This window comes from Azonexus sp. MM2026_4 (assembly GCF_055901855.1).
The window spans coordinates 4,347,607-4,368,119 of record NZ_CM148380.1 but is presented as its reverse complement, the minus strand read 5'-3'; the positions used below and the strand labels follow the sequence as shown (position 1 = coordinate 4,368,119).

General features: G+C 62.0%; 19 protein-coding genes. 14 read left to right on the top strand and 5 right to left on the bottom strand.

All coding sequences use genetic code 11. The features are described 5' to 3' along the window. The first annotated feature begins 8 nt into the window (after positions 1-8). From AC0KWY_RS20655 to AC0KWY_RS20625, 7 genes are all read left to right on the top strand, one after another. Positions 9-1,736 carry a restriction endonuclease subunit S gene (locus tag AC0KWY_RS20655; protein ID WP_474027370.1) on the top strand — a complete coding sequence of 576 codons (1,728 nt, stop codon included), beginning with the start codon at positions 9-11 and terminating at the stop codon, positions 1,734-1,736. 10 nt (positions 1,737-1,746) lie between these two features. Beyond that, complete coding sequence (locus AC0KWY_RS20650; protein ID WP_474027369.1) at positions 1,747-2,103, top strand: hypothetical protein; 357 nt, start codon at positions 1,747-1,749, stop codon at positions 2,101-2,103. A gap of 556 nt (positions 2,104-2,659) precedes the next feature. Then, a complete protein-coding gene (gene fliD, locus AC0KWY_RS20645) occupies positions 2,660-4,051 on the top strand; it encodes a flagellar filament capping protein FliD (protein WP_474027368.1) in 1,392 nt (463 codons plus the stop codon). A gap of 320 nt (positions 4,052-4,371) precedes the next feature. Continuing rightward, positions 4,372-4,587, top strand: a complete 216-nt coding sequence (locus tag AC0KWY_RS20640) for a hypothetical protein (protein WP_474027367.1) — start codon at positions 4,372-4,374, stop codon at positions 4,585-4,587. 348 nt (positions 4,588-4,935) lie between these two features. Further along, the gene (locus AC0KWY_RS20635; RefSeq protein WP_474029766.1) at positions 4,936-5,013 is read left to right on the top strand and encodes a hypothetical protein; all 78 of its coding nucleotides are present in this window, start codon (positions 4,936-4,938) and stop codon (positions 5,011-5,013) included. Between the two features lie 42 nt (positions 5,014-5,055). Next, complete coding sequence (locus AC0KWY_RS20630; protein WP_474027366.1) at positions 5,056-5,367, top strand: hypothetical protein; 312 nt, start codon at positions 5,056-5,058, stop codon at positions 5,365-5,367. Beyond that, positions 5,364-7,247: a GGDEF domain-containing protein gene (locus AC0KWY_RS20625; protein WP_474027365.1), complete on the top strand. Its 1,884-nt coding sequence runs from the start codon at positions 5,364-5,366 to the stop codon at positions 7,245-7,247. Before AC0KWY_RS20630 ends, AC0KWY_RS20625 begins: the two co-directional genes overlap by 4 nt. Positions 7,248-7,545: 298 nt before the next feature. Here the strand turns inward: AC0KWY_RS20625 and AC0KWY_RS20620 are convergent, their stop codons facing one another. Both AC0KWY_RS20620 and AC0KWY_RS20615 read right to left on the bottom strand, forming a co-directional pair. Beyond that, the gene (locus tag AC0KWY_RS20620; protein ID WP_474027364.1) at positions 7,546-8,382 is read right to left on the bottom strand and encodes a sulfotransferase domain-containing protein; all 837 of its coding nucleotides are present in this window, start codon (positions 8,380-8,382) and stop codon (positions 7,546-7,548) included. Further along, positions 8,379-9,386, bottom strand: a complete 1,008-nt coding sequence (locus AC0KWY_RS20615) for a hypothetical protein (protein WP_474027363.1) — start codon at positions 9,384-9,386, stop codon at positions 8,379-8,381. Before AC0KWY_RS20615 ends, AC0KWY_RS20620 begins: the two co-directional genes overlap by 4 nt. Positions 9,387-10,135: 749 nt before the next feature. Between AC0KWY_RS20615 and AC0KWY_RS20610 the strand changes: the two genes are divergently transcribed. Then, positions 10,136-12,067, top strand: coding sequence for an asparagine synthase-related protein (locus AC0KWY_RS20610; RefSeq protein ID WP_474027362.1), 1,932 nt, complete (start codon positions 10,136-10,138; stop codon positions 12,065-12,067). A 4-nt stretch (positions 12,068-12,071) separates the two neighbouring features. Here the strand turns inward: AC0KWY_RS20610 and AC0KWY_RS20605 are convergent, their stop codons facing one another. Continuing rightward, a complete protein-coding gene (locus tag AC0KWY_RS20605) occupies positions 12,072-13,022 on the bottom strand; it encodes a hypothetical protein (protein WP_474027361.1) in 951 nt (316 codons plus the stop codon). Positions 13,023-13,518: 496 nt separating this feature from the next. On the opposite strand from AC0KWY_RS20605, the gene AC0KWY_RS20600 reads away from it, so the two are divergent. Continuing rightward, a complete protein-coding gene (locus AC0KWY_RS20600; protein WP_474027360.1) occupies positions 13,519-13,863 on the top strand; it encodes a PqqD family protein in 345 nt (114 codons plus the stop codon). Between the two features lie 471 nt (positions 13,864-14,334). Continuing rightward, entirely contained in the window at positions 14,335-14,727 is a 393-nt protein-coding gene (locus AC0KWY_RS20595) for a bacteriohemerythrin (protein ID WP_474027359.1), read from the top strand. A gap of 39 nt (positions 14,728-14,766) precedes the next feature. On the opposite strand, the gene AC0KWY_RS20590 is transcribed toward AC0KWY_RS20595, so the two are convergent. Together AC0KWY_RS20590 and AC0KWY_RS20585 are read right to left on the bottom strand one after the other, a co-directional pair. Continuing rightward, complete coding sequence (locus tag AC0KWY_RS20590) at positions 14,767-15,492, bottom strand: uracil-DNA glycosylase family protein (protein ID WP_474027358.1); 726 nt, start codon at positions 15,490-15,492, stop codon at positions 14,767-14,769. Between the two features lie 100 nt (positions 15,493-15,592). After that, positions 15,593-16,321 (bottom strand): SDR family oxidoreductase, encoded by a 729-nt coding sequence (locus tag AC0KWY_RS20585; RefSeq protein ID WP_474027357.1) that lies wholly within the window; start codon positions 16,319-16,321, stop codon positions 15,593-15,595. Positions 16,322-16,436: 115 nt separating this feature from the next. Here AC0KWY_RS20585 and AC0KWY_RS20580 point away from each other — a divergent pair, with 115 nt between their 5' ends. The 4 genes from AC0KWY_RS20580 (at position 16,437) to AC0KWY_RS20565 (ending at position 20,499) form a co-directional block, all read left to right on the top strand. After that, complete coding sequence (locus AC0KWY_RS20580; protein WP_474027356.1) at positions 16,437-17,249, top strand: helix-turn-helix domain-containing protein; 813 nt, start codon at positions 16,437-16,439, stop codon at positions 17,247-17,249. A gap of 52 nt (positions 17,250-17,301) precedes the next feature. Next, a complete protein-coding gene (locus tag AC0KWY_RS20575) occupies positions 17,302-17,925 on the top strand; it encodes a LysE family translocator (RefSeq protein ID WP_474027355.1) in 624 nt (207 codons plus the stop codon). Positions 17,926-18,028: 103 nt separating this feature from the next. Continuing rightward, positions 18,029-19,990, top strand: a complete 1,962-nt coding sequence (locus AC0KWY_RS20570) for a hypothetical protein (RefSeq protein WP_474027354.1) — start codon at positions 18,029-18,031, stop codon at positions 19,988-19,990. Beyond that, positions 19,990-20,499 carry a hypothetical protein gene (locus AC0KWY_RS20565; RefSeq protein WP_474027353.1) on the top strand — a complete coding sequence of 170 codons (510 nt, stop codon included), beginning with the start codon at positions 19,990-19,992 and terminating at the stop codon, positions 20,497-20,499. Before AC0KWY_RS20570 ends, AC0KWY_RS20565 begins: the two co-directional genes overlap by 1 nt. Positions 20,500-20,513 lie beyond the last annotated feature (14 nt).

The window sequence follows — 20,513 nt, the reverse complement described above, 5'->3', positions numbered from 1 at the left end:
CGTCGCCCGTGGAAACCCTCGTCACGGATCACCTCGATCTGTGGACCGCCGCCCTCAAACGCAAATCCACCGCCGGCCGGGGTTCGTCCAGCAAGGTCGAGCTATACGGCATCAGGAAGCTGCGCGAGCTGATTCTGGAGTTGGCCGTGCGCGGCCTGCTGGTGCCGCAAGACCCGAACGATGAGCCGGCGAGTGAACTGCTCAAGAAGATTGCCGTCGAGAAGGCGAAGTTGGTTAAGGCAGGGAAGATCAAGAAGGACAAGCCGCAACTACCAATTGCAGAAGAGGAAAAGCCGTTCAATATCCCGGCTGGATGGAAGCTCATTCGCTTTGGCGATCTCTTGATCAATCGAGATTCTGAGCGCATCCCATTGTCAGTAGATGAGAGAGCAACGCGCAGAGGTGAATACGACTACTACGGCGCTTCCGGAGTCATCGATTCAATTGACGCCTACCTTTTTGATAAGCCGTTATTGTTGATCGGTGAGGACGGAGCGAACTTGATAAATCGCTCTACTCCAATCGCTTTCATGGCGTACGGGAAGTATTGGGTGAACAATCATGCCCATGTGCTTGATGGTTACTCAGAAGGGTTGCTTCTGTACGTTTGCCTGTATATCAACGCCATATCGCTTGAGCCGTATGTAACTGGGACAGCTCAGCCAAAGATGAATCAGGCAAAAATGAACGGAATTGTTGTGGCGATTCCGCCGCTCTCCGAACAACACCGCATCGTCGCCAAAGTCGACGAGCTGATGGCGCTGTGCGACCAGCTTGAGCAAGAAACCGACGCCAGCCTCGGCGCCCATCAAACGCTGGTGGAAACCCTGCTGAGCGCGCTGACCAGCGCCGCCGATCACGCCCAATTCGCCAGCGCCTGGCAGCGCATCGCCGGCCACTTCGACACGCTGTTCACCACCGAAGAGAGCATAGCCCAGCTCAAGCAAACCATCCTGCAACTGGCAGTGATGGGCAAACTCGTCCCGCAAGACCCCAACGACGAACCCGCCAGCGAACTGCTCAAGAAGATCGCCGCTGAGAAGGCGAAGCTGGTAAAGGAAGGTAAGATCAAGAAGGAGAAACCGCTGCCACTGGTTGGTGAAGATGAAACCTTGTTTTCGCTGCCATTGGGTTGGGCGTGGTGCCGACTCGAAAACGTATCTCTTCATTCGGAGGCCGGTTGGAGCCCAAAGTGTGAAGAGGTGCCTCGCGTTGGTAGTTGTTGGGGGGTACTGAAAGTAAGTGCGGTAACTTGGGGCGTATTCAACCCGGCGGAGAACAAGGCGCTGCCAGCCAATCTCGATGCAGCTCCGGATTGCGAAGTGAAACCAGGGGACTTCCTCATATCTCGAGCTAATACAGCCGAATTGGTTGCTCGTTCAGTCGTCGTTCAGAATGACGCTCCCCCGAGATTGATGATGAGCGACAAGATCATCCGTTTCAGCTTCAGCAAAGAGGTCTGCGCGGCATACCTGTCGTTGTTCAATAACAGTTCTGGTTCGCGTAAGTACTATCTGCGTGTTGCTGGTGGAACCAGCAGCTCAATGAAAAATGTCTCTCGACTTCAAATTCAGTCATTGGCAGTTGCGCTACCGCCACTCGCCGAGCAGCACCGCATCGTCGCCAAGGTCGACGAGCTGATGGCCCTGTGCGACCAGCTCAAGTCCCGCCTCAGCGACGCCCAAACCACCCAGCTCCACCTCGCCGACGCCCTCGTCGAGCAGGCTATCGGCTGAGTCACAGAACATGACGCCGGCTCTGCACAAAATCTGGTGCGACGAAGACGAGCATTATCGCTACGAGCACTTTGCCGATTTCAATGAGTGGCTGGATAGCGAGGAGGGGCAGGCGGCCCGGATTGACTATGGCGTTGACGCCTTGCCCCAGCCCAGCAAGGCGCTGTTTGCGGGGGACAGAAACGGCTACGACGAAGCATTCCAGGCGTTTCGCAAAACCTGTCGTCACGAGGCGCTGGGCGAGTCCTGGTTTCAGGAGCAGCTTGGCGATGACCATTGGTTCCAGCGCAATGTGGATCACTTCATTCAGCTAGTCGAGCTCATGGCAGCCGAGCCTGTGCGAAGACGCCTGGGAAAACCTGGATAAGCCAATCAACCTCGGGTTTATCGAGCGCGTGAAGTTGAAGGTTGCTTCGTTTTTTAACTAGTGGCGAGAGACGATGGCTGTTTGGGATCGATGCCATGTTTATGTCTGGATTGGATTCCATGTTCGACGTTGGCGAATCTAATCGCCAACGGCTGCTTTAGCCGACAAGCACGAATTGGCCACCAGGCAGCTTTCGGAGTGCAGCGGCCGTTTAGATGAGAGCTTTCGGGAAGTGACAAGAGGCAGTTGTTGGCCGGTAGTGTCAGCTCGCAGATTCTCCGCAAAGCAGCCGTTGTGACCAGGCCGCTTGCCGACTGACTGCTTTCAGGCAAGGAACCCCGAAAGCAGCCTCCGGCCAGAGGCGGAAACGATCGGCGCCCGTCTGTTGTTTGCCGGGATCGTCGAGACGTTGGCGGCCCTGCGGCGCTGCTGAAGCGACCGTGGCGATTGGCGGCTGGGCCGGCTGGCCCGGGGCAACGATGTGCTATAAAGAATGTAGGAATCGCTGACGGCAGGCATTCGCGAGGCGGTTCGACGTCATGTCCAGGTGGATAAAATGAACGTCTACTCGATTTATGGGTACAACCCCACGCTCAGTTTGATCAACGCGCTCTATCCGACATCGTCGGTCAGTTCGTTGTCCGGCGTTTCCGGCACGTCTGGGATCAGCAGTCTGCTTTCCCCGACTGGCGTGCAGACCAGTATTTCCAGCGTGGGGACTTTGCTGAACGGCGTCGAAACGCTTGGGTCGGCGGCGCAATCCTTGGCGGGTCTGGGAGCATTTGATGCCCGGACGGTCACATCGTCGAACGCCAAGGTGGCTACCGCTTCGGTCGGCGACGGAACGGCCACCGGCACCTACGCCGTCGAGGTCAGGCAACTGGCGCAGGCCCAGAGCTTGAGCAGCGCGCCGCAGACCAGTTCCCTGACGCCAATCGGCAACGGGGCTGCGAGTCTGACCTTCGAGTTCGCCAGCGGCGAGACCCGTCAGGTCGCGCTCGACAGCGCCAGTAACACGCTGACGGGGATTGCTTCGGCGATCAATTCCGCCGATATCGGGCTGCGCGCGCAAGTCGTCTCGTCGTCGGCCGGCTACCAGTTGAGTGTCACCGGCCAGTCCGGGGCGGCCAATGCCTTTACCATCGGCGTCAGCGGCAATGCCGGCGTGGATGGCCTGCTGGCTTATCCGGCGCAGGGCAACAGTGGGGTGACGCTGACCAGCCAGGCTCAAAATGCCGAAGGATTGCTCAACGGGACGGCCTTCACTGCCAGTACCAACGCGGTCGGTACGGCTACCCCGGGGCTGACGCTGAATCTTGCGGCGACCGGGAAAACCGCGCTGAGCGTGGCCCCTGATAACGCCATGACGACGACCGTGAACTCCTTTGTCGCCGCATACAACACGGTTCAGACGACGCTGACCCGGCTTGGCTCGGAAAATACCAGCCTCGGCTTGAGCGTCTCCTATCTGCGCTCCCTGTTGTCGAACGCGGTCGGGGACAGCACGAGCCTCGCCCGGATCGGCATCACCAGCAACGCCAACGGCACGCTATCCCTCAATGCCACGGCCTTCAACGCCGCCTTGACTGCCTCGCCGGCCAGCGTCGAAGGTGTGCTCAGCAGCCCCGCGACGGGGCTGGCCGAGCGCGTCACCTCGCTGACTGACGGGGCGCTGTCGGCGTCGCGTCTGCTCCAGGTTGCCGTCCCGGGGTTCAATTCATCGAGTCTGCTCGGTACCAGCGGCCAAAGCTGGAAATACTCCTACCTCAGTCAGCTTGGCGTTCTCGACACCCCCGGTTCTTCGAGTCTGTCCTCGCTTTTTCTCAATGAAATGCTCGGTTCGACCACCTCAAGCTCAGCAAATCGGGCGACGAGCAACCAGTTTCTTCAATCGCTGCTCGCCCAACAGGGCTACAACGCGAATCTGCTGAGTGCGAGCTTCGGCTGAGCCGCCTAGGCTGCGGTCCGGCGGGCCTTGGCGATGAAATTCCGGGGGGTGCGGGGTTATTGAATGACCGCTGATCTGCAGATTCCAGATGTATTTCGCGCAGAAGCCCGAGGACTGGTCCGGCCGAGTGTCCTACGGCAGCTTCCGAAGTACAGCGGCCGTTCAAGTGCAGGTTTTCGCAGAACAACGGGCGGCAAGAATTTGGGGGGACAGACCCGATGAGTTCTACGGAACTTCCCGGCCCCAAGGCAGTCAGTTTTAATGCAGACAATCTGCGGCAATGCTTACCACGTCCCCACCCCAAGCTTGGAGTCCCCACCATGGCAAAACCCGCAACAGGAATCTGGAAGTCCGGCAGAGGCTTTCCTGAAGTCACCGTTCGCTCCGTCAAGGAGTTTGTTGACGCTGAAGGCTATTTTCTCGCAGCGGTAGATATCGCCGGTGAGCCGGAAAGCCTTGAACTCGATCCCGATGAATGGGATATCTTCACCAAGGCCAATGCGCTCAGCCCGGCCGAGCGCACGCCGGCAGCTTGACCAAGGCAGCGGGAGGAGAAGCTGCCGCTTGTCCTCCCTTTTTCATGCGCGGCGGAACAAGCGCTACCCCCGGCAGCCAGACGTTCCGTCATGCAAACGCAGCAGACGGCTCCGATCAACCCACGCAATATCGGGAGGCTTCCATGATTGATGCAGGTGGTTTGAAAGTTCGCGGCACATCCTGGCTTCAGTGCCATTTCCTCCCGCTGAGCGAGCTGCGGCGCCGGGCGCGACAACAGGACATCGGCAGGCATTGAGGGGAAAAAAGGGGCCAGGCTCGTATTTCCGGCTCGTATTTCCCCGCAGCAGGACCGAAGTTCCCTGCGCCAATACGGCTATCCGCCGGATATGCAGCTACTGGCGACGGAAACCGTGTTGAAGCAGGCGGAGATGATTGCGAACGAGTTGGCGATATCAGCCAATTGAGCTTCAGCGCGAGAAGGCGTCGTTCAACACAACGGGCGGCCGATGCGAACAATCAGCGAAGCCGTGAACGCGCAATACGATATCCGCAACAACGGCCAGCATGTGCTGATCACTTCTGTCCCGCTGGACTGCGGTGTGGTGTCGAAAAACCGCCGGAAGCAGTACGCCTTGAGCGTTCAGCCTGAAGCCTTCGATTTCATCGAGAAACTGGCAAAGCGGACGCTTGCCGCCGCCAACCTGGCGCTGGGCAGAATGCGCGGCGCGCCGGCCGTTACTGGCTCAAGAAAACGTGCTTGCCTCGACCTCTCGGATAGAATGCAGCCCACCTTGCCTAAACTCATGAATATCCAGTGAAATTGAACCAGTCGCTTGCCAGTCGTGCGCTGCGCCTCGCAATCATCCGCATCGGCATGGTTTCGATCTGTGCGGGTGTTTTCTCCTATTTCCTCAATCGTTCTTCGATTGAAGAGGCGGTGCGCGAGCAATTGCTGCTTTCGACGGCCCAGACGATACAGCGTGAATCCTTGCCGTTCCGTGAGATACGCGAGCTGGAACAGAATTTCCTCGCTGAATTCAAGGCCATGGATGCGGATCCGCAACAACGAGCGGCTTTGGTGCGCGATTTTGAGCAGATCTTTTATCGCCACGACGACGGGTCGTACACGCAACGTCCCGGCCTGTTCGAGGGCCAGGCGCTCGCAGACGGACGGCGCTTTGCGAACATGTCCGCCACCTACGCGCCCGAGTTTCCGCCGAGCGATGACGTCAAGGCCCGTTTTGCGCTGTCGTACCTGCTTTCACACAAATACGGATCGGCAATGAAGGGGCGCCTGTTCAACTTCTACGGCGTCGTCCCGGAGAAGGGTTTCCCGATTTACCAGGCGGCCGACATTGCCAAGGTCTTTACCTACAGCGGCCCGGATGCGCTTGAGCTGGCGAACTACGAGTTCTATTCGCGCGGTTTCGGATCGGCAACGCACGAGACGTTTCTGACGCGGATGTACTACGACTATTCCAACCAGGCCTGGATGACCACGGTCGCCACGCCGGATGTCGTCGATGCTGCCGGAAAACACCGTATTCTGGCGTGCGTCGATGTCTTGCTCGACAAGCTCATGCAGCGCCTGGCTCACCCCTCCATCGAGGGCGCCTACAGCACCCTGTTTCTGGGTGATGCCGAAGGAACCCTGATGTTCCATCCGGAACTGCTGGACGAGATCAAGAAAACCGAAGGTCGGGCGTCGATCAAGTCTCTCGGACTGCAATCCAATTACCCCTTATTGCTTGAAGCGCAAACGCTGGCACCGGGCAAGGTGGTTTTGCTTGATACAAGAGACGAAATCGTTGCCATCGGGCATGTTCCGGAAACCCCCGCCATACTCAGCATCCACTATCCACGCTCCCTGATGCGGCCGGCAATCTTGCAGAATCTGGCGGTTGTCATCGCCCTGGGGCTGCTCACGCTGCTCGTCGAAGTTTTCGTCATTCGCTCCATTTTGCAAAATCAGGTCGCCTTGCCGTTGCAGAAACTCATGCGTGCCACTCGCTCCCTGGGAAGGCCAGGAAAGCAGGAAAGCAACGACCTCCCGGTCCATCTTGAGGACGAAATCGGCGAACTGGCCCGTGACTTCACCCGGATGTCCGAGCGTATTCACGATGAACACCAGCAACTTGAAGCCAAAGTCCTGGAGCGTACCGTTGCGCTCGAAGAGGCCAACCGGATGCTCGCGACCCAAAGCGTCACTGATGAACTGACCGGAATCGCCAACCGTCGCCGCTTCGACGAGGCACTCGCGGAAGAATGGCGCCGCGCGAAACGGAGCGGCAGCTACATGGCGCTGGCAATGCTCGATGTGGACTGGTTCAAGAAATACAACGACCACTACGGTCATCAAGTCGGCGACGAATGTTTGAAGCGCGTGGCCAGAACCTTGCAGGAAAAATCGAACCGGGCCGGCGACTTGATCGCTCGCTATGGTGGCGAGGAATTTGTATTGATCGTTACGACAAGCGATCCCGCTGGCGCGCTGGCGTATGCTCGATTGATCGCCGAGGCGATCGAGAAGCTGCAAATACCGCATGAGACGTCGGCGTTCGGCGTCGTCACGATCAGTATTGGAATCGCCGGAACCACGCCGACGGAAAATGAAAATGCTCTCTCCTTGCTGAAGAAAGCGGATGAGGCGCTTTATCGCGCCAAGGAAGCCGGACGTAACAAGGTCGTCATGGCGTAATGCAGGGGGATTGATCTTTATTGGGTTGTGCGACGACGTAAGCGCCCGGCAACCCCATCTGTGTTCTGATACGTTGGTGGCAGCCTGCTGCGAACCTGAGGCCTCGGTGGCCGATATTGCGTTGGCCACCGGCGTCAAAGCGAACTTGGTCCGGCGCTGATTGCGGGATCGTGGCATCGAACCGCCTACCCGACGCTTGCCGATGCCCGTGGTCGAAGTGCTGTTTGCTGTTCAAACCCAGTTTGCGAATTTTCCGAGACGAACAACAGCAATCAAAAATCAAAGCAAAGCTATGCCCTTACTCCAAATAGCCGAGACGGCGCATGACCCGACCATGGTCGGCAACGATTCGTGACACCTGCATTGCGGTTAACACCTCCCGCCAGCCACCGGCACGCCCCTGACGGAAAAAAAAGTCGCCATTCATCTTTTCCTTGAAGCCTTCCCGCGCCTCGCGCTCACGCAAACGCTCAAAGCGGGTAGCCTCGATAGCCGCAGTAACGGACTGAGTATCCTTGGGCAGTCCAACGAAATCCGCCACGCGGGTAAAGGTGGCTAGTGGCTCGGCAAGCATATCCTCATAGCGCACCACCAGCCGTCGCAGGTCGGGTGCGTCGATCCAACTTTCGACATGCTCGCTCCAGTTCCGACGTTGATAGGGAACGATATCGGTCCACGCACCCAATCCATGGTCCCACCGCCCCTCAGCCATCCGCATCACAATCTGATCAATTGATTTGGCGCTGTGATGTGCGTAGGACACTGCGACATCGCGCGGATCGCGCACGATGTAAAGCGCGCCGGCTGAGAAGGAAGGAGGAAATAACCAGTCTCCCGAGGGTGTGCGCACGTAGGCATCGTGAACTTTGCAAAAAGCCCGAGTAGTCCGCGAACGCGCCACCATTTCCACATATTTGGAGTGCAAGGCCAACACCTCCACCTCCGACAGATCGCCAGTGGTCAATCCAAGATGCATATCAATCTCTCGGCGCTGGCTGATGACTGTCAAATCCATGCGAATATCATCAAGCCGCTCCAGCTCGCTGCCTCGCTCCAAAGTGGATAGAAACGCGCGCATCCAGGTGTTACCCGATTTTGGATAAGAGGCAATCCACGAAATCGAGCCCGCGTTCATGATTGCTTCCCCTCAATCCTGCCTGACAGGTAATCCAGTATCGCATCGGTCAGCAGCGCTCCCTGCGCCCAATCTTCGGCCGGATGGGTGGCCATAACGGGTCCTGCCGCCGCTACGGTGGCCAGTTGCTTTCCCACATCTCGCCCCCATGGCCCCGCGACCATGGCCGGCCGGGCCGACAGAGTTGCTGACAAACGGCCAATGGTCTCGGCCGGACGCAAGCCGACGATGGCAACGTCTTTGCACCGGCATTTGTCGATACAGAGAACAAAGATTCCTCTTAATGGGACAGGAAGCAATGGCGGGGACGCCGTCGCCGGACTCATGGTCACAAACCCGTAACCTCCGTCGGATCGATAAGGGCGAACTTCGAGCGCGGGAACACCCAGTGCTGCCAAGGCGTCGGGCCACAAACGCAACACCGGCGACAACGGCTGGATGGTGGTTCCGTCTGGGTCCGGTGTCATCAAACACAGACCATCGCTCAACACCTCAAAGCCACGCTGTGCCAGCAGCGCCGCCAATACTGACTTACCACATCCTGACGGACCAAGCAGGGCAATGGCTCCGTCGCCGAGCCTGACCACACTTCCCTGAAACGGCAACATACCGCGCTGGCGTGCAAGGATCGCCAGGACCGGCCCGCGTAACAGCATACCGATACTGACGTCGACTTGGTTTGCCAGGACATCGACAGTGACCCGACAGGCATCCTCGATAAGGATACGCAGCAACCCCGGTATCGTTAACAGTACCGTACCGTCCGTCCCCACCGAGAGCACCGGATGGCTCGCGGCAACAGCCCCCTCCAGTTGCGCGGGCACTCTGCCGGCAACGATGTTGACATCAGCCCCCCCCTTCGCCGCGGTTGGCAGGGCCGGGATTGGGAAGGCGCTGGCCAAACGCCATCTGCCTACGAGGTAAAGATAAGCGAATTCTTGCTCATCGCCAAATTCCGAAACCGCAGAAACATCAGGATTGGCAATCGGGTCGGAAGCGGACATGCGGGCAGATTCGAAACCAATGATGAGCACTGGCGAATGCTAACAAAAATAGAAAGTCCGCCACCATTGCCACCAGAATTAATGACAGCACCGATCAGACCGAAATCACCGTCAGATGCATTGCCAGCAGTGTGAGACAAGGAAAGTGTGCCGACTGATGATTTGGATGGGTGGCGGCGTTACCCAGGGTGTTCCCTTATAAATTTGCCGCCTTACCTTCTCTCGTGTGACAATCGACGAAAGACCACAATTCATGCCTCTCAATCAAACTCAGGAGTGTCATACCATGCCGGATCAAGGAGCGCCAGATCGCAACTTAGCCACAGCCCGCCCCCAACGACCGAACTGGGCGACGCCAATCATCGAAGAGTTTGATATTGCTGATACAGTCAAAGGCCCCGCTGGGACTGAATCTGATAGCGTGGGTGGTTTGATCCCCGCAGCAAGTTGATCTCTCGGGCGCTCCGGAAGCAACGCGAGATCGGAGCGAACCGCAAGCTTTATTTCCGACCGGGCACCGATCATCAGGAAGGATGATCGGTTTTTCATGCCAATTCAGGCATGATATCTGGCCGCTTGGCTCAACTGGCTTCCGCCTTCATGGAAGCGAGAGAATTGAGAAATCAGCGTACCCGTTGAGGTAAGCAAGAGTTTCATCATGAAAGAACGATACGCGGTGCTTTCAATCACATGACGGATTCAGCGTCATCGATCACTGAAGCGATGATCGGATGAGTGCGTTTTGCGGCTTGATTCGCCTGGATGGTGGACCGATTGATGATCGAATCCGCTCAGTTCTGATCGTTCAACCGGGTCAAAAAGTGGCATTCCGGCGCTCACGGCGGGCGGCAATCGCCCGGCGGACCAGCCCGTTTCCCGGCAAAGCAGCCGCCGAGTCACACCCATTGGTAACGAGCGACGGAGGGCTATACGTTGCCAAGGCCCGCCTGGACAACCGCGAAGAATTAGCCGCAAGCCTCGGCCTGGACCGAGCCGAGTTGGCGTCTCTCAGCGATGGCGCCCTGTTGCTGCGAGTATTGGAGCGCTGGGGACCGGAGGGGCTGGCCCGCCCTTTGGGGGCTTTCGCCTTCGCCTGGTGGCAGGAAGATGCGGGACGACTGATTCTGGGCCGCGACCGGATCGGCCATATTCCATTGTTCGTTCATCGCCGCGAAGGTTTGATTGCCTTCTCCACCCGATTGCCCGCCCTGCTGTCTTTGCCCTATGTGCCGCGCGAACTGGACGAACTCGCACTGGCCAATTTTCTGGCCCTGAATCTCGAAGCGCCGCGCCCGAGTTTTTATCGTGGTATCGAACGCGTAGCCAATTGCCACGCGTTGCTGTTCGACGCCGCTGGCGCGCGCGAGATTCGTTATTGGACGCCCGATGTAACAACCCGACCATCAACGGCCTCACCAGCGGATCTGGTTCACCAAGCCCGCGCCTTGCTTGACCAAGCGGTAGCCAATGCCCTGCGTGGTGTCAACCGGGTCGCCATTTCCACCAGCGGCGGTCTGGATTCCTCGGCCGTCGCGGCCACGGCGGCGCGACTGGGGCGATGCGAGACCATCGCCTGTTTCACCGCCGCACCACCAACCGGCATCACCTTGGCAACCCATCCGAACCGCTATGTCGACGAAAGTGACAAGGTGCGCGCGCTGGGCCGTCTGTATCCCGATCTGGATATACGTTTTATCCGGCCGGAAGGCTTGCACCCCTTTGACGAGGACGACACGCAATACTTCGATCAGACCGGCGGTCCCATCCTCGGCGTCGTAAACATGGGATGGTATGGATTCCTGATGGATTCCGTGGCAACCGAAGGCTATTCGACCCTATTGGACGGAAACCAGGGAAACCAGGGCTTGAGTTGGCCGGGATGGCTATCCCACGCCGACCTTTGGCGTTCGGGCCGGCTGTGGACATTAGGACGGGAACTGCGCCTTCGCGCACGCCAAACAGGCAAGTCCTTCCGATCGGTGGCACGAACGGAGTTTCTTGACTGGGTGGCGCCCGGGGTGACGCGCGCCTTGTTGAACTGGCGCGGAGGGGCTTCAGCGGGCCTGGGCGACTACAGTTCCCTGCGCCCCTCGTCGGCCGAGGCGTTGGGTTTGGGAAATTTATGGCGGGACAGCGGATTCGACCCTGCCAACGTCGTGGCGGGGCGCGTCGCCCATCGAAAATACGACGGGCGACAGACCCGCGCCTTCTTGACCTACGACCATAACCCGCTGGCCCGGGAAATGTCGGATACCCACAGCGAGATATACGGGTTCGAGACCCGCTCGCCCCTGGCCGATCAACGCCTGTTGGAATTTCTGCTGACGGTGCCGGAACCCCTGTTCCGACGGGATGGTATCGAGCGCTGGTTCGCACGCCAGGTACTCGCCGACCGCCTGCCGCCGGAGATCCTCAATGAAACCCGCTCAGGTGCGCAGTGCCCGGAGTGGTTCAACCGGCTCAGTCTCAAACGGGAACAACTGGCACAGGATGTCGAGCGCCTTGAAGCCTCGCCCTTGGCCAGTCGCTTGCTGGACATCCCCCGAATGAAGGACCTCGTCACCCGCTGGCCGAAGGACGACGCCAAGGCACTTCAGCAAAGTAAGGAATACCGCCTGCTACTGGCCCGTGGTGTGCATGTCGGCCGCTTCATTCGCTGGGTGGAAGGTGGTAACGACTGATTGGTCAACGAGCAGGTTGGGATACTGATAGCGCCATGGTTTCAGCAATAGCCAGCTCCACCAGGGCGGCAAGATCAGTTCGCTCGCCCGTCCCGAGCCGAGGGCGGCGCACCTGAACCATCGGAATTCCGCGGCACAGGCGGGCAGCCTGTGCCAAAAGACGAGATTCCGGGTGCAAGGCCTTGCCGACCAGCGGTTTTTGTAGATTGAAGAAGGTCGCCACCACGGCTTGGGGTGGCCTGAACAACCGGAGATTGGGATGAGCACTCTCTTCATCCACCTCCAGGGCTACCATCAAGGCGAGCGGCAGCGGCGATGCCGGTAGTTCGTCCTTGTTACCCATAAACAGCTTGTCCTTGAACCCCGGCGCCCTTGGCAGACTTTCCGGGGTTTTGCCTAACGCCCGAACCGCGTCAGGCCACAATCGAGACATGCTGGTGTTCGGCCACACTTCGGCTCCGCCATCATCTCTTACATGAACGACACAGGTATCGTCGCTCACCACCGTTCCGTCGATACGAGACGCCAGCGTGGCGGCTAGGGTGGACTTGCCAGCACCTGATTCGCCGAGAATCGCCACCGCTCGTCCGTCCACCGCCAGCGCGCTGCCATGCAATGGCAGCAGGCCGCGCCGGTACCATAAGGCTGCCTGGACCTTACCCAACAGGAAGCAGGCGATCATGTCCAGATCGGCCTGTGGGACGGGGTCCACCACCACCTCAGCATCGCGAACCAGCACCCGCATCAGACCGGGAAAGCGTAGCAGAATCGCTTCACCGCGTTGGGCCTCGATGGTTCGCAGGCGGACATCGGCATTCTCTAAATACTCCGGGACAGCGCCGACTCGGATGTGTATATCAGGCTGCCCCAAGTCGGCTTCTGGCCATTCCGGCCATCCAGGCAACAGGAAAGCAGACTCCACCTGTAGTCCGCCAAGACGATAAAAATATGTCATGAAACCATGTACTTATTCAATATATTGCCCTCACGCCAAATGTAATGGTGACTCACCATCGTCGATTTCGCAGCTAATACGAACGCACCCAGAACAGACTCCGTCGGGAGAAAATTTCTGTCAAAAACAGATTACTCAATACGTGTGAAATATTGATACTAACAAAATCGATCATTATAATCCGGACGAGGGCCGCCCCTCATCACTTGCGGCACACAAAATCTACGATGTTCCAAGGGATTTTTGAAGTGGGAACATTCTAACCGTGCCACTTACCCCTCAAGGCCTTTTCACTCAAATTACATAACACATCAGTTCAGCAAGTTCTGCCTAAATTCTGAGCAAAACTTGTTCTTCAAATGGCTTGTGAGTGATAGCGGGCAAGCAAACTTCTTATAAAAGATTTCATCAGTGGCATTTGGCATGTCTTGGTTGCTCAAATATTGCGCAAACCTGGCGAATTCCGAGTGAATGACATTCGAGTGCAAAAGCCCTAGTGCGCCCCCCCGAGCTCTATGAAGTGGGGATTGTTACCGAAAACAAACATGGGGTAATTTCCGTGAATATCAACTTATCTTCCACGGTTTCATGGCGTGATACGCCGCTTTGCACTGAAGTTGATGGGCAACTTGTATTAATGGACATAAGCAGCGGTAAGTTTTTTGGCCTCGACACCGTCGCCATGTCGATATGGGAGCGGATTGAGTATCCGGTCTCAGTCACTGACCTGTGTTCCGGCTGCATTGCCGATTTTGAAGGCCAACCCGCAGTGATCGAAGCTGACGTTCTACGCCTTTTGGCGTACCTCGCCAAGTTTGGATTGATCGTTGTCACTGATTAAGCCGCTTACCGCCCCACACAACCCGAAAAAACAATCCTAACAGAGGCGGACAAGCTAGCGCTTGTCCTCCCCTTTTCACGCGCAGCGGAACAAGCGCCGGCCCCGGCAGTCAAATATTCCGTCATGAACGCAGCAGACGGCTCCGATCAACCCACGCAATATCGGGAGGCTTCCATGATTGATGCAGGTGGTTTGAAAATTCGCGGCACATCCTGGCTCCAGTACCATCAGCACCCGGCGAGCGACTTGCGGCGCCGGGCGCGACAACCGGACATCAGCAGGCATTGAGGCAAGCGGGCGCTGCCGGTTACGCCGGCCCCGCAATTTCAGGCAAGACAACATCGGGCACTGCACAGACCTCTGCCGCGGCAGGCGGCTTGCGGACGGTCGACTGTCCGCAGCGAGGAGGGGCGATCACGGGAAATCCCCGGTTTGGCCACGACAGCGGTGCCGAAGACTGGAGACGTCGTCATGCAAAATCTGTCCGGCTGGGAACGGCACTACAGCGTCGGCAACTGGATGCTCGACAATCAGCACCGCAACATCCTCCTCCTCTGTCGCCACACCATCGACCGGATCGCCGACGGGCGGTCCTTCGAGACGGTCGGCGAAGAACTGCTGGCGGTCAGCGCCGAACATTTCTCGGCTGAGGAAAAGGTGCTGGAAATCACCGGCTACGCCGATCTCGCCGGTCACCGCGACGAGCACCGGCGGATGCTGGCCGGCCTCGAGCAGCGATTCGGCGATGCTGGCAGCGGCCGCATCGCCCCCGAAGCATTGAGCGACTTCCTGGCCGGCTGGTGCTTGGAGCACATCCTCGAGTCCGACCGCCAGTTCTCGCGCTTCATCCAGGTCCGCCACTGAAGCCGGGCGGCTGATCGCGGGTTTCGGAGAGGCTGCCGTTCAGGCCGCCCACAAACCGAGTTCGACCATCTGCCGGGTGGCTTCCGGCGCCCAGCCGCGGTTGGCGGCCGGGCTGGCCGGGCTCGGGTGGAGGATGCGACCGAAGCGCACCGGCAAACCGGCCAGGGCGATGGTGGCGCGCTTTTCCGCCCAGGCGCCGACGCCGATCACCCATTCCGCCTGCAGCGCCTCGACCATGCGCCGCAGGTGGGCGTCGCAGGCGGCCTGCAACGGCCCGGCTTCGGCGGCGGGCAGCTTGTCCGGGGTCAGGTTGCGGCCTTCGTCGAAGAAGACCAGCGGGCAGTAGTTGGCGACGAAATGTTCGGCGAAGAAGGCTTCCGGCGTGCCGAAGCGTTCGCGGAACAGGCCCCACAGGCGCTGGCCGCTGACTTCGCCGCGCTTGCAGGCAAAGCCGTCCACCGGCTTCTTGGGGTTTTCCGGCAGCGGCTTGCCGACCGCCCCGGACAGGCCGAGCCAGTCGCGCACCGCGGCGATTTCGCCGAAGGGCACGCCGGTCTGGGCCATGCCGAACGGCCCCGGGTTCATGCCGAGGAAGACGACCCGCTTCTGGTTGCTGCCGAAGCGCTCCAGGTAGCTGCGATGCACCGTCCAGGCGTAGTCGAGCGGATTGTAGACATGGCTGACCGGCGCCGCGAAGCGCATCGCGTCGACGTCACGGGAAAGCGTCTGGGCGGCATCGATGAGGCGGGAGGCAATGGAGGTCATGAGCGGACGGGCTACGAGGAAAGGCCGGGATTATCGCAGAGGATGGCGCCCGGCCGAAGTGGCGCGCTGGCGCCGGAGGTGCAAAAGGCCGCGGGCGGCGTCAGCCCAGTTCGCGCAGGTCGGCCACCGGCTGGCGGCCGAAGCTTTCGCTCAGCAGGTAATCGACCAACGCGCGCGCGGCGCCTTGCGGCGTGCTCAGGCGGCCTTCGGCCTTGAGGGCGACGAACTTGTCCTTGAGCGGGAAGTCGGCGGCGGCGCTGGCGCGGATGCGGGTCTGCATGTCGGTGTCGATGACGCCGGGGGCCAGCGCGCAGATGCGCAGCTTGCCACGACCGTCGGCGGCGACACAGCGGGCGTGGTGGTCGAGCGCCGCCTTGCCGGCGCCGTAGATGCTCCAGCCCGGGTAGGGATGGCGGGCGGCGCCGCTGGAGACGTGCAGGATGCGCAATTCGCCGGCGTGGCGGCGGGCGAGCGCGGCGCTGAAGAGCAGCGGCGCGCTGACGTTGATCGCCATGGCGGCGGCGATTTCGCCGGCGTCCTGGGCTTCCAGCGCGGCCATCGGACCGAGCACGCCGGCGTTGTTGATGAGCAGCAGCGGCCCGCCGTCGCCGGCCAGAAAATCGCCGAGCTGGCCGCCGTCGAGCCAGGCGCGCAGCGCGGCGGTGTCGGCGAGATCGAGGCTGGCTTCGCTCAGCCGCCCCGGGTAGGCGGCGGCGAGCGCGGGATTGCCCTGGCGGGCGACGCCGAGCACGCGGATGTCGCGCGCCAGCAGTTCGGCGCCGATGGCGGCGCCGAGGCCGCGGCTGTGTCCGGTGAGAATGGCTTGCATGACGACTCCTGTTGGCGGTTGGCTCGCGGCCCATCATCTTCGGCGGCGATCCGCGCCGCGTCAATGCGGCGGCACCGGTGCGCCGCGCGGCGGGAAATCCTGAGAAAATCGCCGCATGGAACCCCGCTCACAAGCCGCCACGCCCGGCCAGCCGTGCTTTCACCGGCCGCCCGGCCTGCCTTTCGTCGAAGCGCGCAGCGCCGCCGATTCGCGCGCCTGCTACCGGCCGCACGCCCACGCCGAATGGTCGATCGGCGCCGTCGACGCCGGCCACAGCCGCTTCGCCATCGACGGCGCCAGCCACCGTCTCGCCCGCGGCGACCTCGTCGTCATTCCGCCCGGCCGGGTCCATGCCTGCAACCCGGAAGACCGCGCCGCCTGGAGCTACCGCATGCTCTACATCGACGCCGCCTGGCTGGACGGCTTCCTCACCGCCAGCGGGCTGGCCGCGCCGGACTGGCGGCGGACCGGCGACGCGGCGGCTTACCGCCGGTTCGGCGCCACTTTCGCGGCGGTGCGCGATGGCGCCGACGCCGGCGGTTTCGCCGACTGCCTCGGCCAGTTGCTCGCCGCGCTCGCCCGGCAAACGCCCGCCGGCGCCGCCCCAGCGGGCCTCCCCGCCGGCATCGCCGCCGTCCGCGACTGGCTCGACGCGCATTGCGACGCAACCATTCCGCTTTCCGAACTCGCCGCCCGCGCCGGCCTCAGCCCTTACCAGCTGATCCGCCGTTTCGTCCGCCACACCGGCATGACGCCGCACGCCTACCAGCTCGACCGCCGCATTCAACGCGCCCGCCGCCTGCTCGCCGCCGGCGCGCCGATCTGCGATACCGCGCTGGCCACCGGCTTTGCCGACCAGAGCCACTTCCACCGCAGCTTCCGCGAACGCGTCGCGGCCACCCCGGGGCAATACGGCAGGCGGCGCTGAACGGCGCAATTTCCTCCAAGACCGGCCACCGCCGGCCGGCGACACTGGCGCCATGAACTTCGATTTCACCCAGTTCGGCCTCGTCGCCGGCGCCCACTTCGTCGCCCTGCTCAGCCCGGGGCCGGATTTCTTCCTGATCATGCGCACGCGCATCGTCCATGGCCTGCGCCCGGCCATCGCCTGCAGCCTCGGCATCGCGCTGGCCAACGCCGCCTACATCGCCCTGGCGCTCACCGGCGTCTCGCTGCTCGCCCGCTGGCCGCTGCTCTTCGCCGCGCTCAAGTGGGCCGGCTGCCTCTACCTCGTCTGGCTCGGCCTGCTTTTCCTGCGCAGCGACGGCCGCCTGGCGAGCGGCGACGCAGAACCGGCGGCAAGCGGCCACGGCGGACTGGCGCCGCACCTGCTGCAAGGCTTCCTCTCCGGCATTCTCAACCCGAAGAACTCGCTGTTCTACACGCTGCTCTTCGGCGCCATCGTCGTGCCGGCCACGCCGGCCGGCGAGCAGGCAATCTACGGCCTGTGGATGGCCGGCGCCGTCTTCGCCTGGGACGCGACAATCGCCCGCGGCGTCGGTCAGCCCCGGCTGCTGGCCTGGTTCAGGCGCCACCTGCGGCACATCGAACGCACCTCGGGCGTGGTCATGATCGCCCTCGCCGCCGGCGTCGCGCTGCGCTGAAGCCGGCAAGCGGCGCGATGGCGGCGGGCCCGTCATTCACCTATCATTCCGCCTTCATGAAATCCGCCCCCACCGCCATGACCATCCCGGCTGCACCAAACCGATGAAGCTCCGCCACTGGCTGCTGATCGTCGCAGGCATTCCGGGCGGCCTGTTCGTCCCCTTGAGCTACGGGCTATTCGTCGGCCTGGCCCTGCTCCTCGCCTACGTCGCCTGCCACCCGCTGCGCTGGGCCGGGCTGCAACGCGCCTGCGCCTACCTGTTCGGCGGGCTGAGCATCGGCGCCGGGCTGCAGGTGCTGGCCGGCTACGGCGTGCGCGGGCATCTGCTGTCGATGATCATCGCCCCGCTCCTGCTCTGGCTGGCGACGGCGGTGATCTTCAGCCTGCTGCGGGACCGCTATTCGCTGACCCCGGCCCCCGCTTTGGCGTCCGCACCGCTGGCCGGCGCCGGGCGTGGCAGCTCGGCCTGGTCCGGCACGGCCAGCGGCGGCTCGACGCAAGCCGGCAGCGACGGCTGCCGCGTTCTCTGGCGCTTTTACGATACCGGCGAAATCTGCATGGGCGGGCCGACCTACGGCGACGTGGTGTTCAGCAACCGCTGCGCCTTCCGGGACGTCGGGCCGTCGGTGGCGATCGCCGACGACGGGCGCTACGCGGCGCTGACGCAGCCGTCGCGCGGCACCTGGGGAATGCTGCTGGTCGACTTCGAACGCCGCCTCGCCTACCAATTGTCGGCGAACGACGTGCCGTGGGAGATCGACGCCATCGGCGACGGCAAGATTCATGGCCGGGTTTCGCCGCTCACCGGCGACACGCCGGTCAGCCTCGACATCGACCGCCTGATCGCCGAACAACCGGCCATCCCGCTGGTCGAGGACGACGGCTGGTGGCTGCTCGACGACGCCCAGCGCCAGCCGCTGCCGCGCCACGACGCGGTCAGCGTCGGCAGCAGCGGCGGCCGCCACACGCTGATCTTCGTTCCCGACCGGCGGCCGCTGCGCGACAACCCCTACCTGCGCTTCGCGGCGCCGATCTACGCGCTACTCGTCGACGGCTATCTGCTCGATATCGAAACGCGCCACACCAAGGCCTGCTGGATCGACAGCGCGGAACACGAAGGACGCTTCCTGGTCATCGGCGACCGCCTCTTCGACCTGATGCCGGACGGCGTCTTCGCCCCCGCCGCCGCCCGCGAGCTGCCGCTGGCCGGCGTCGACGAATTTCCGCACACGGCGCCGGGCGACATGCGCGCCGGCGCCCCCGGCATGCTGCTCGCCGATGTCGTCCTGCTGCAGCGCTCGTTCTCCCGCGAGCGCGTCGAAAGCTGCCAGGAATCGTCAACCTACCCCTGGGACGAAGAAGAGGTCGACTACCGGGATGCCGACGGCCAGCCGCAGCGCCGCAGGCGCACCCGGATCGAGCGCCACGCGCTCTACCGCATCGACCTGGCGGCCTGCTTCAACGGTGGCGACCAGCGCCTGGCGACGGTGATCGAACTGAAGAACCGCGCCCAGCCCGACTACCGCGCCGAACTTTTCCCCCTGCCCGGCTACGGCCCGGCCACGCCCTATGCCCCCTACCGCTGCGCGACTTCCTGCGGCGTCGATCCCGGCCCAGTGATCGGCGAATTCATCTGGTCGCACTGCGGCCGCTACCTGGCGCTGGTCGTCGCCGCAGCGCCGCCAGGAGTGCCGGGGACGATCCGCATCGTCAACTTCGCAAGCGCCACCTGGCGCGACCTGCCCGGCCACTACCCGCTTCCCGGCTTCCTCTGGTTCACCGCCGACGAGCTCGATTTCACCTTCCTGCGCGGCATCTGCGAAACCCGCTACGAGGGCCCCGGAAAATTCACCGAGCGCTGCCTGCTGGTCGACGATCCGGCGCTGACCGAGACGCCCCACGATCTGCTCTTCGCCGGTATCGCGGCGCGCCGCCAGGCACTCAACGACGCTTGCCGCGGCGACGGCGGCCACGCCAGCGTGCTGCGCATCGTCCGCCACGGCATGCTGTTCGCACCGGATTTCGCCCGGCCGGTCTGGCAGGGCAGCGAGGAAAACGCCTGATGGCGCAGCCCGCCGGCCGCTGGCGCCGTGCCCTCCGGCTCGCCGCCCGCCTCGCCATCCTCCCGGCGCTCGCCGCCGCCTATCTCCACGGCACCGCCCCGGGCCAAATCGGCGATTTCGTGATCGTCATCCCGGGCATCATCGTCCTCGCCGGGCTGCTCGCCTGTCTGGTCACCGCCGGCCTCTGGCGCCGCCTGCTGGCGGCGCTGCTGCTCGCCGGCCTTGGCCTGCACGCCTGGCAACTCGGCGCCGACGAACACATCCGCGCCTTCAACGAATGCATCGATCGCGGCGAAACGGTGCGCCAGGCGCTGGCCGACTACCGCGCCGCGCATGGCCGCTACCCGGCGGAACTCGCCCAGGCAATGCCGGAAATTCCCTGCCGGCCGCGCTTCGCCAACAGCCTGCTGGACTACACGGCGAGCGCCAACACCTACACCCTGTACTTCGGCGACGCGCTGGTCAGCCATCGGGCGACCGAGTCGAGCGAATTCGACGCCCACAAATAGGTAGCGTTAACGCC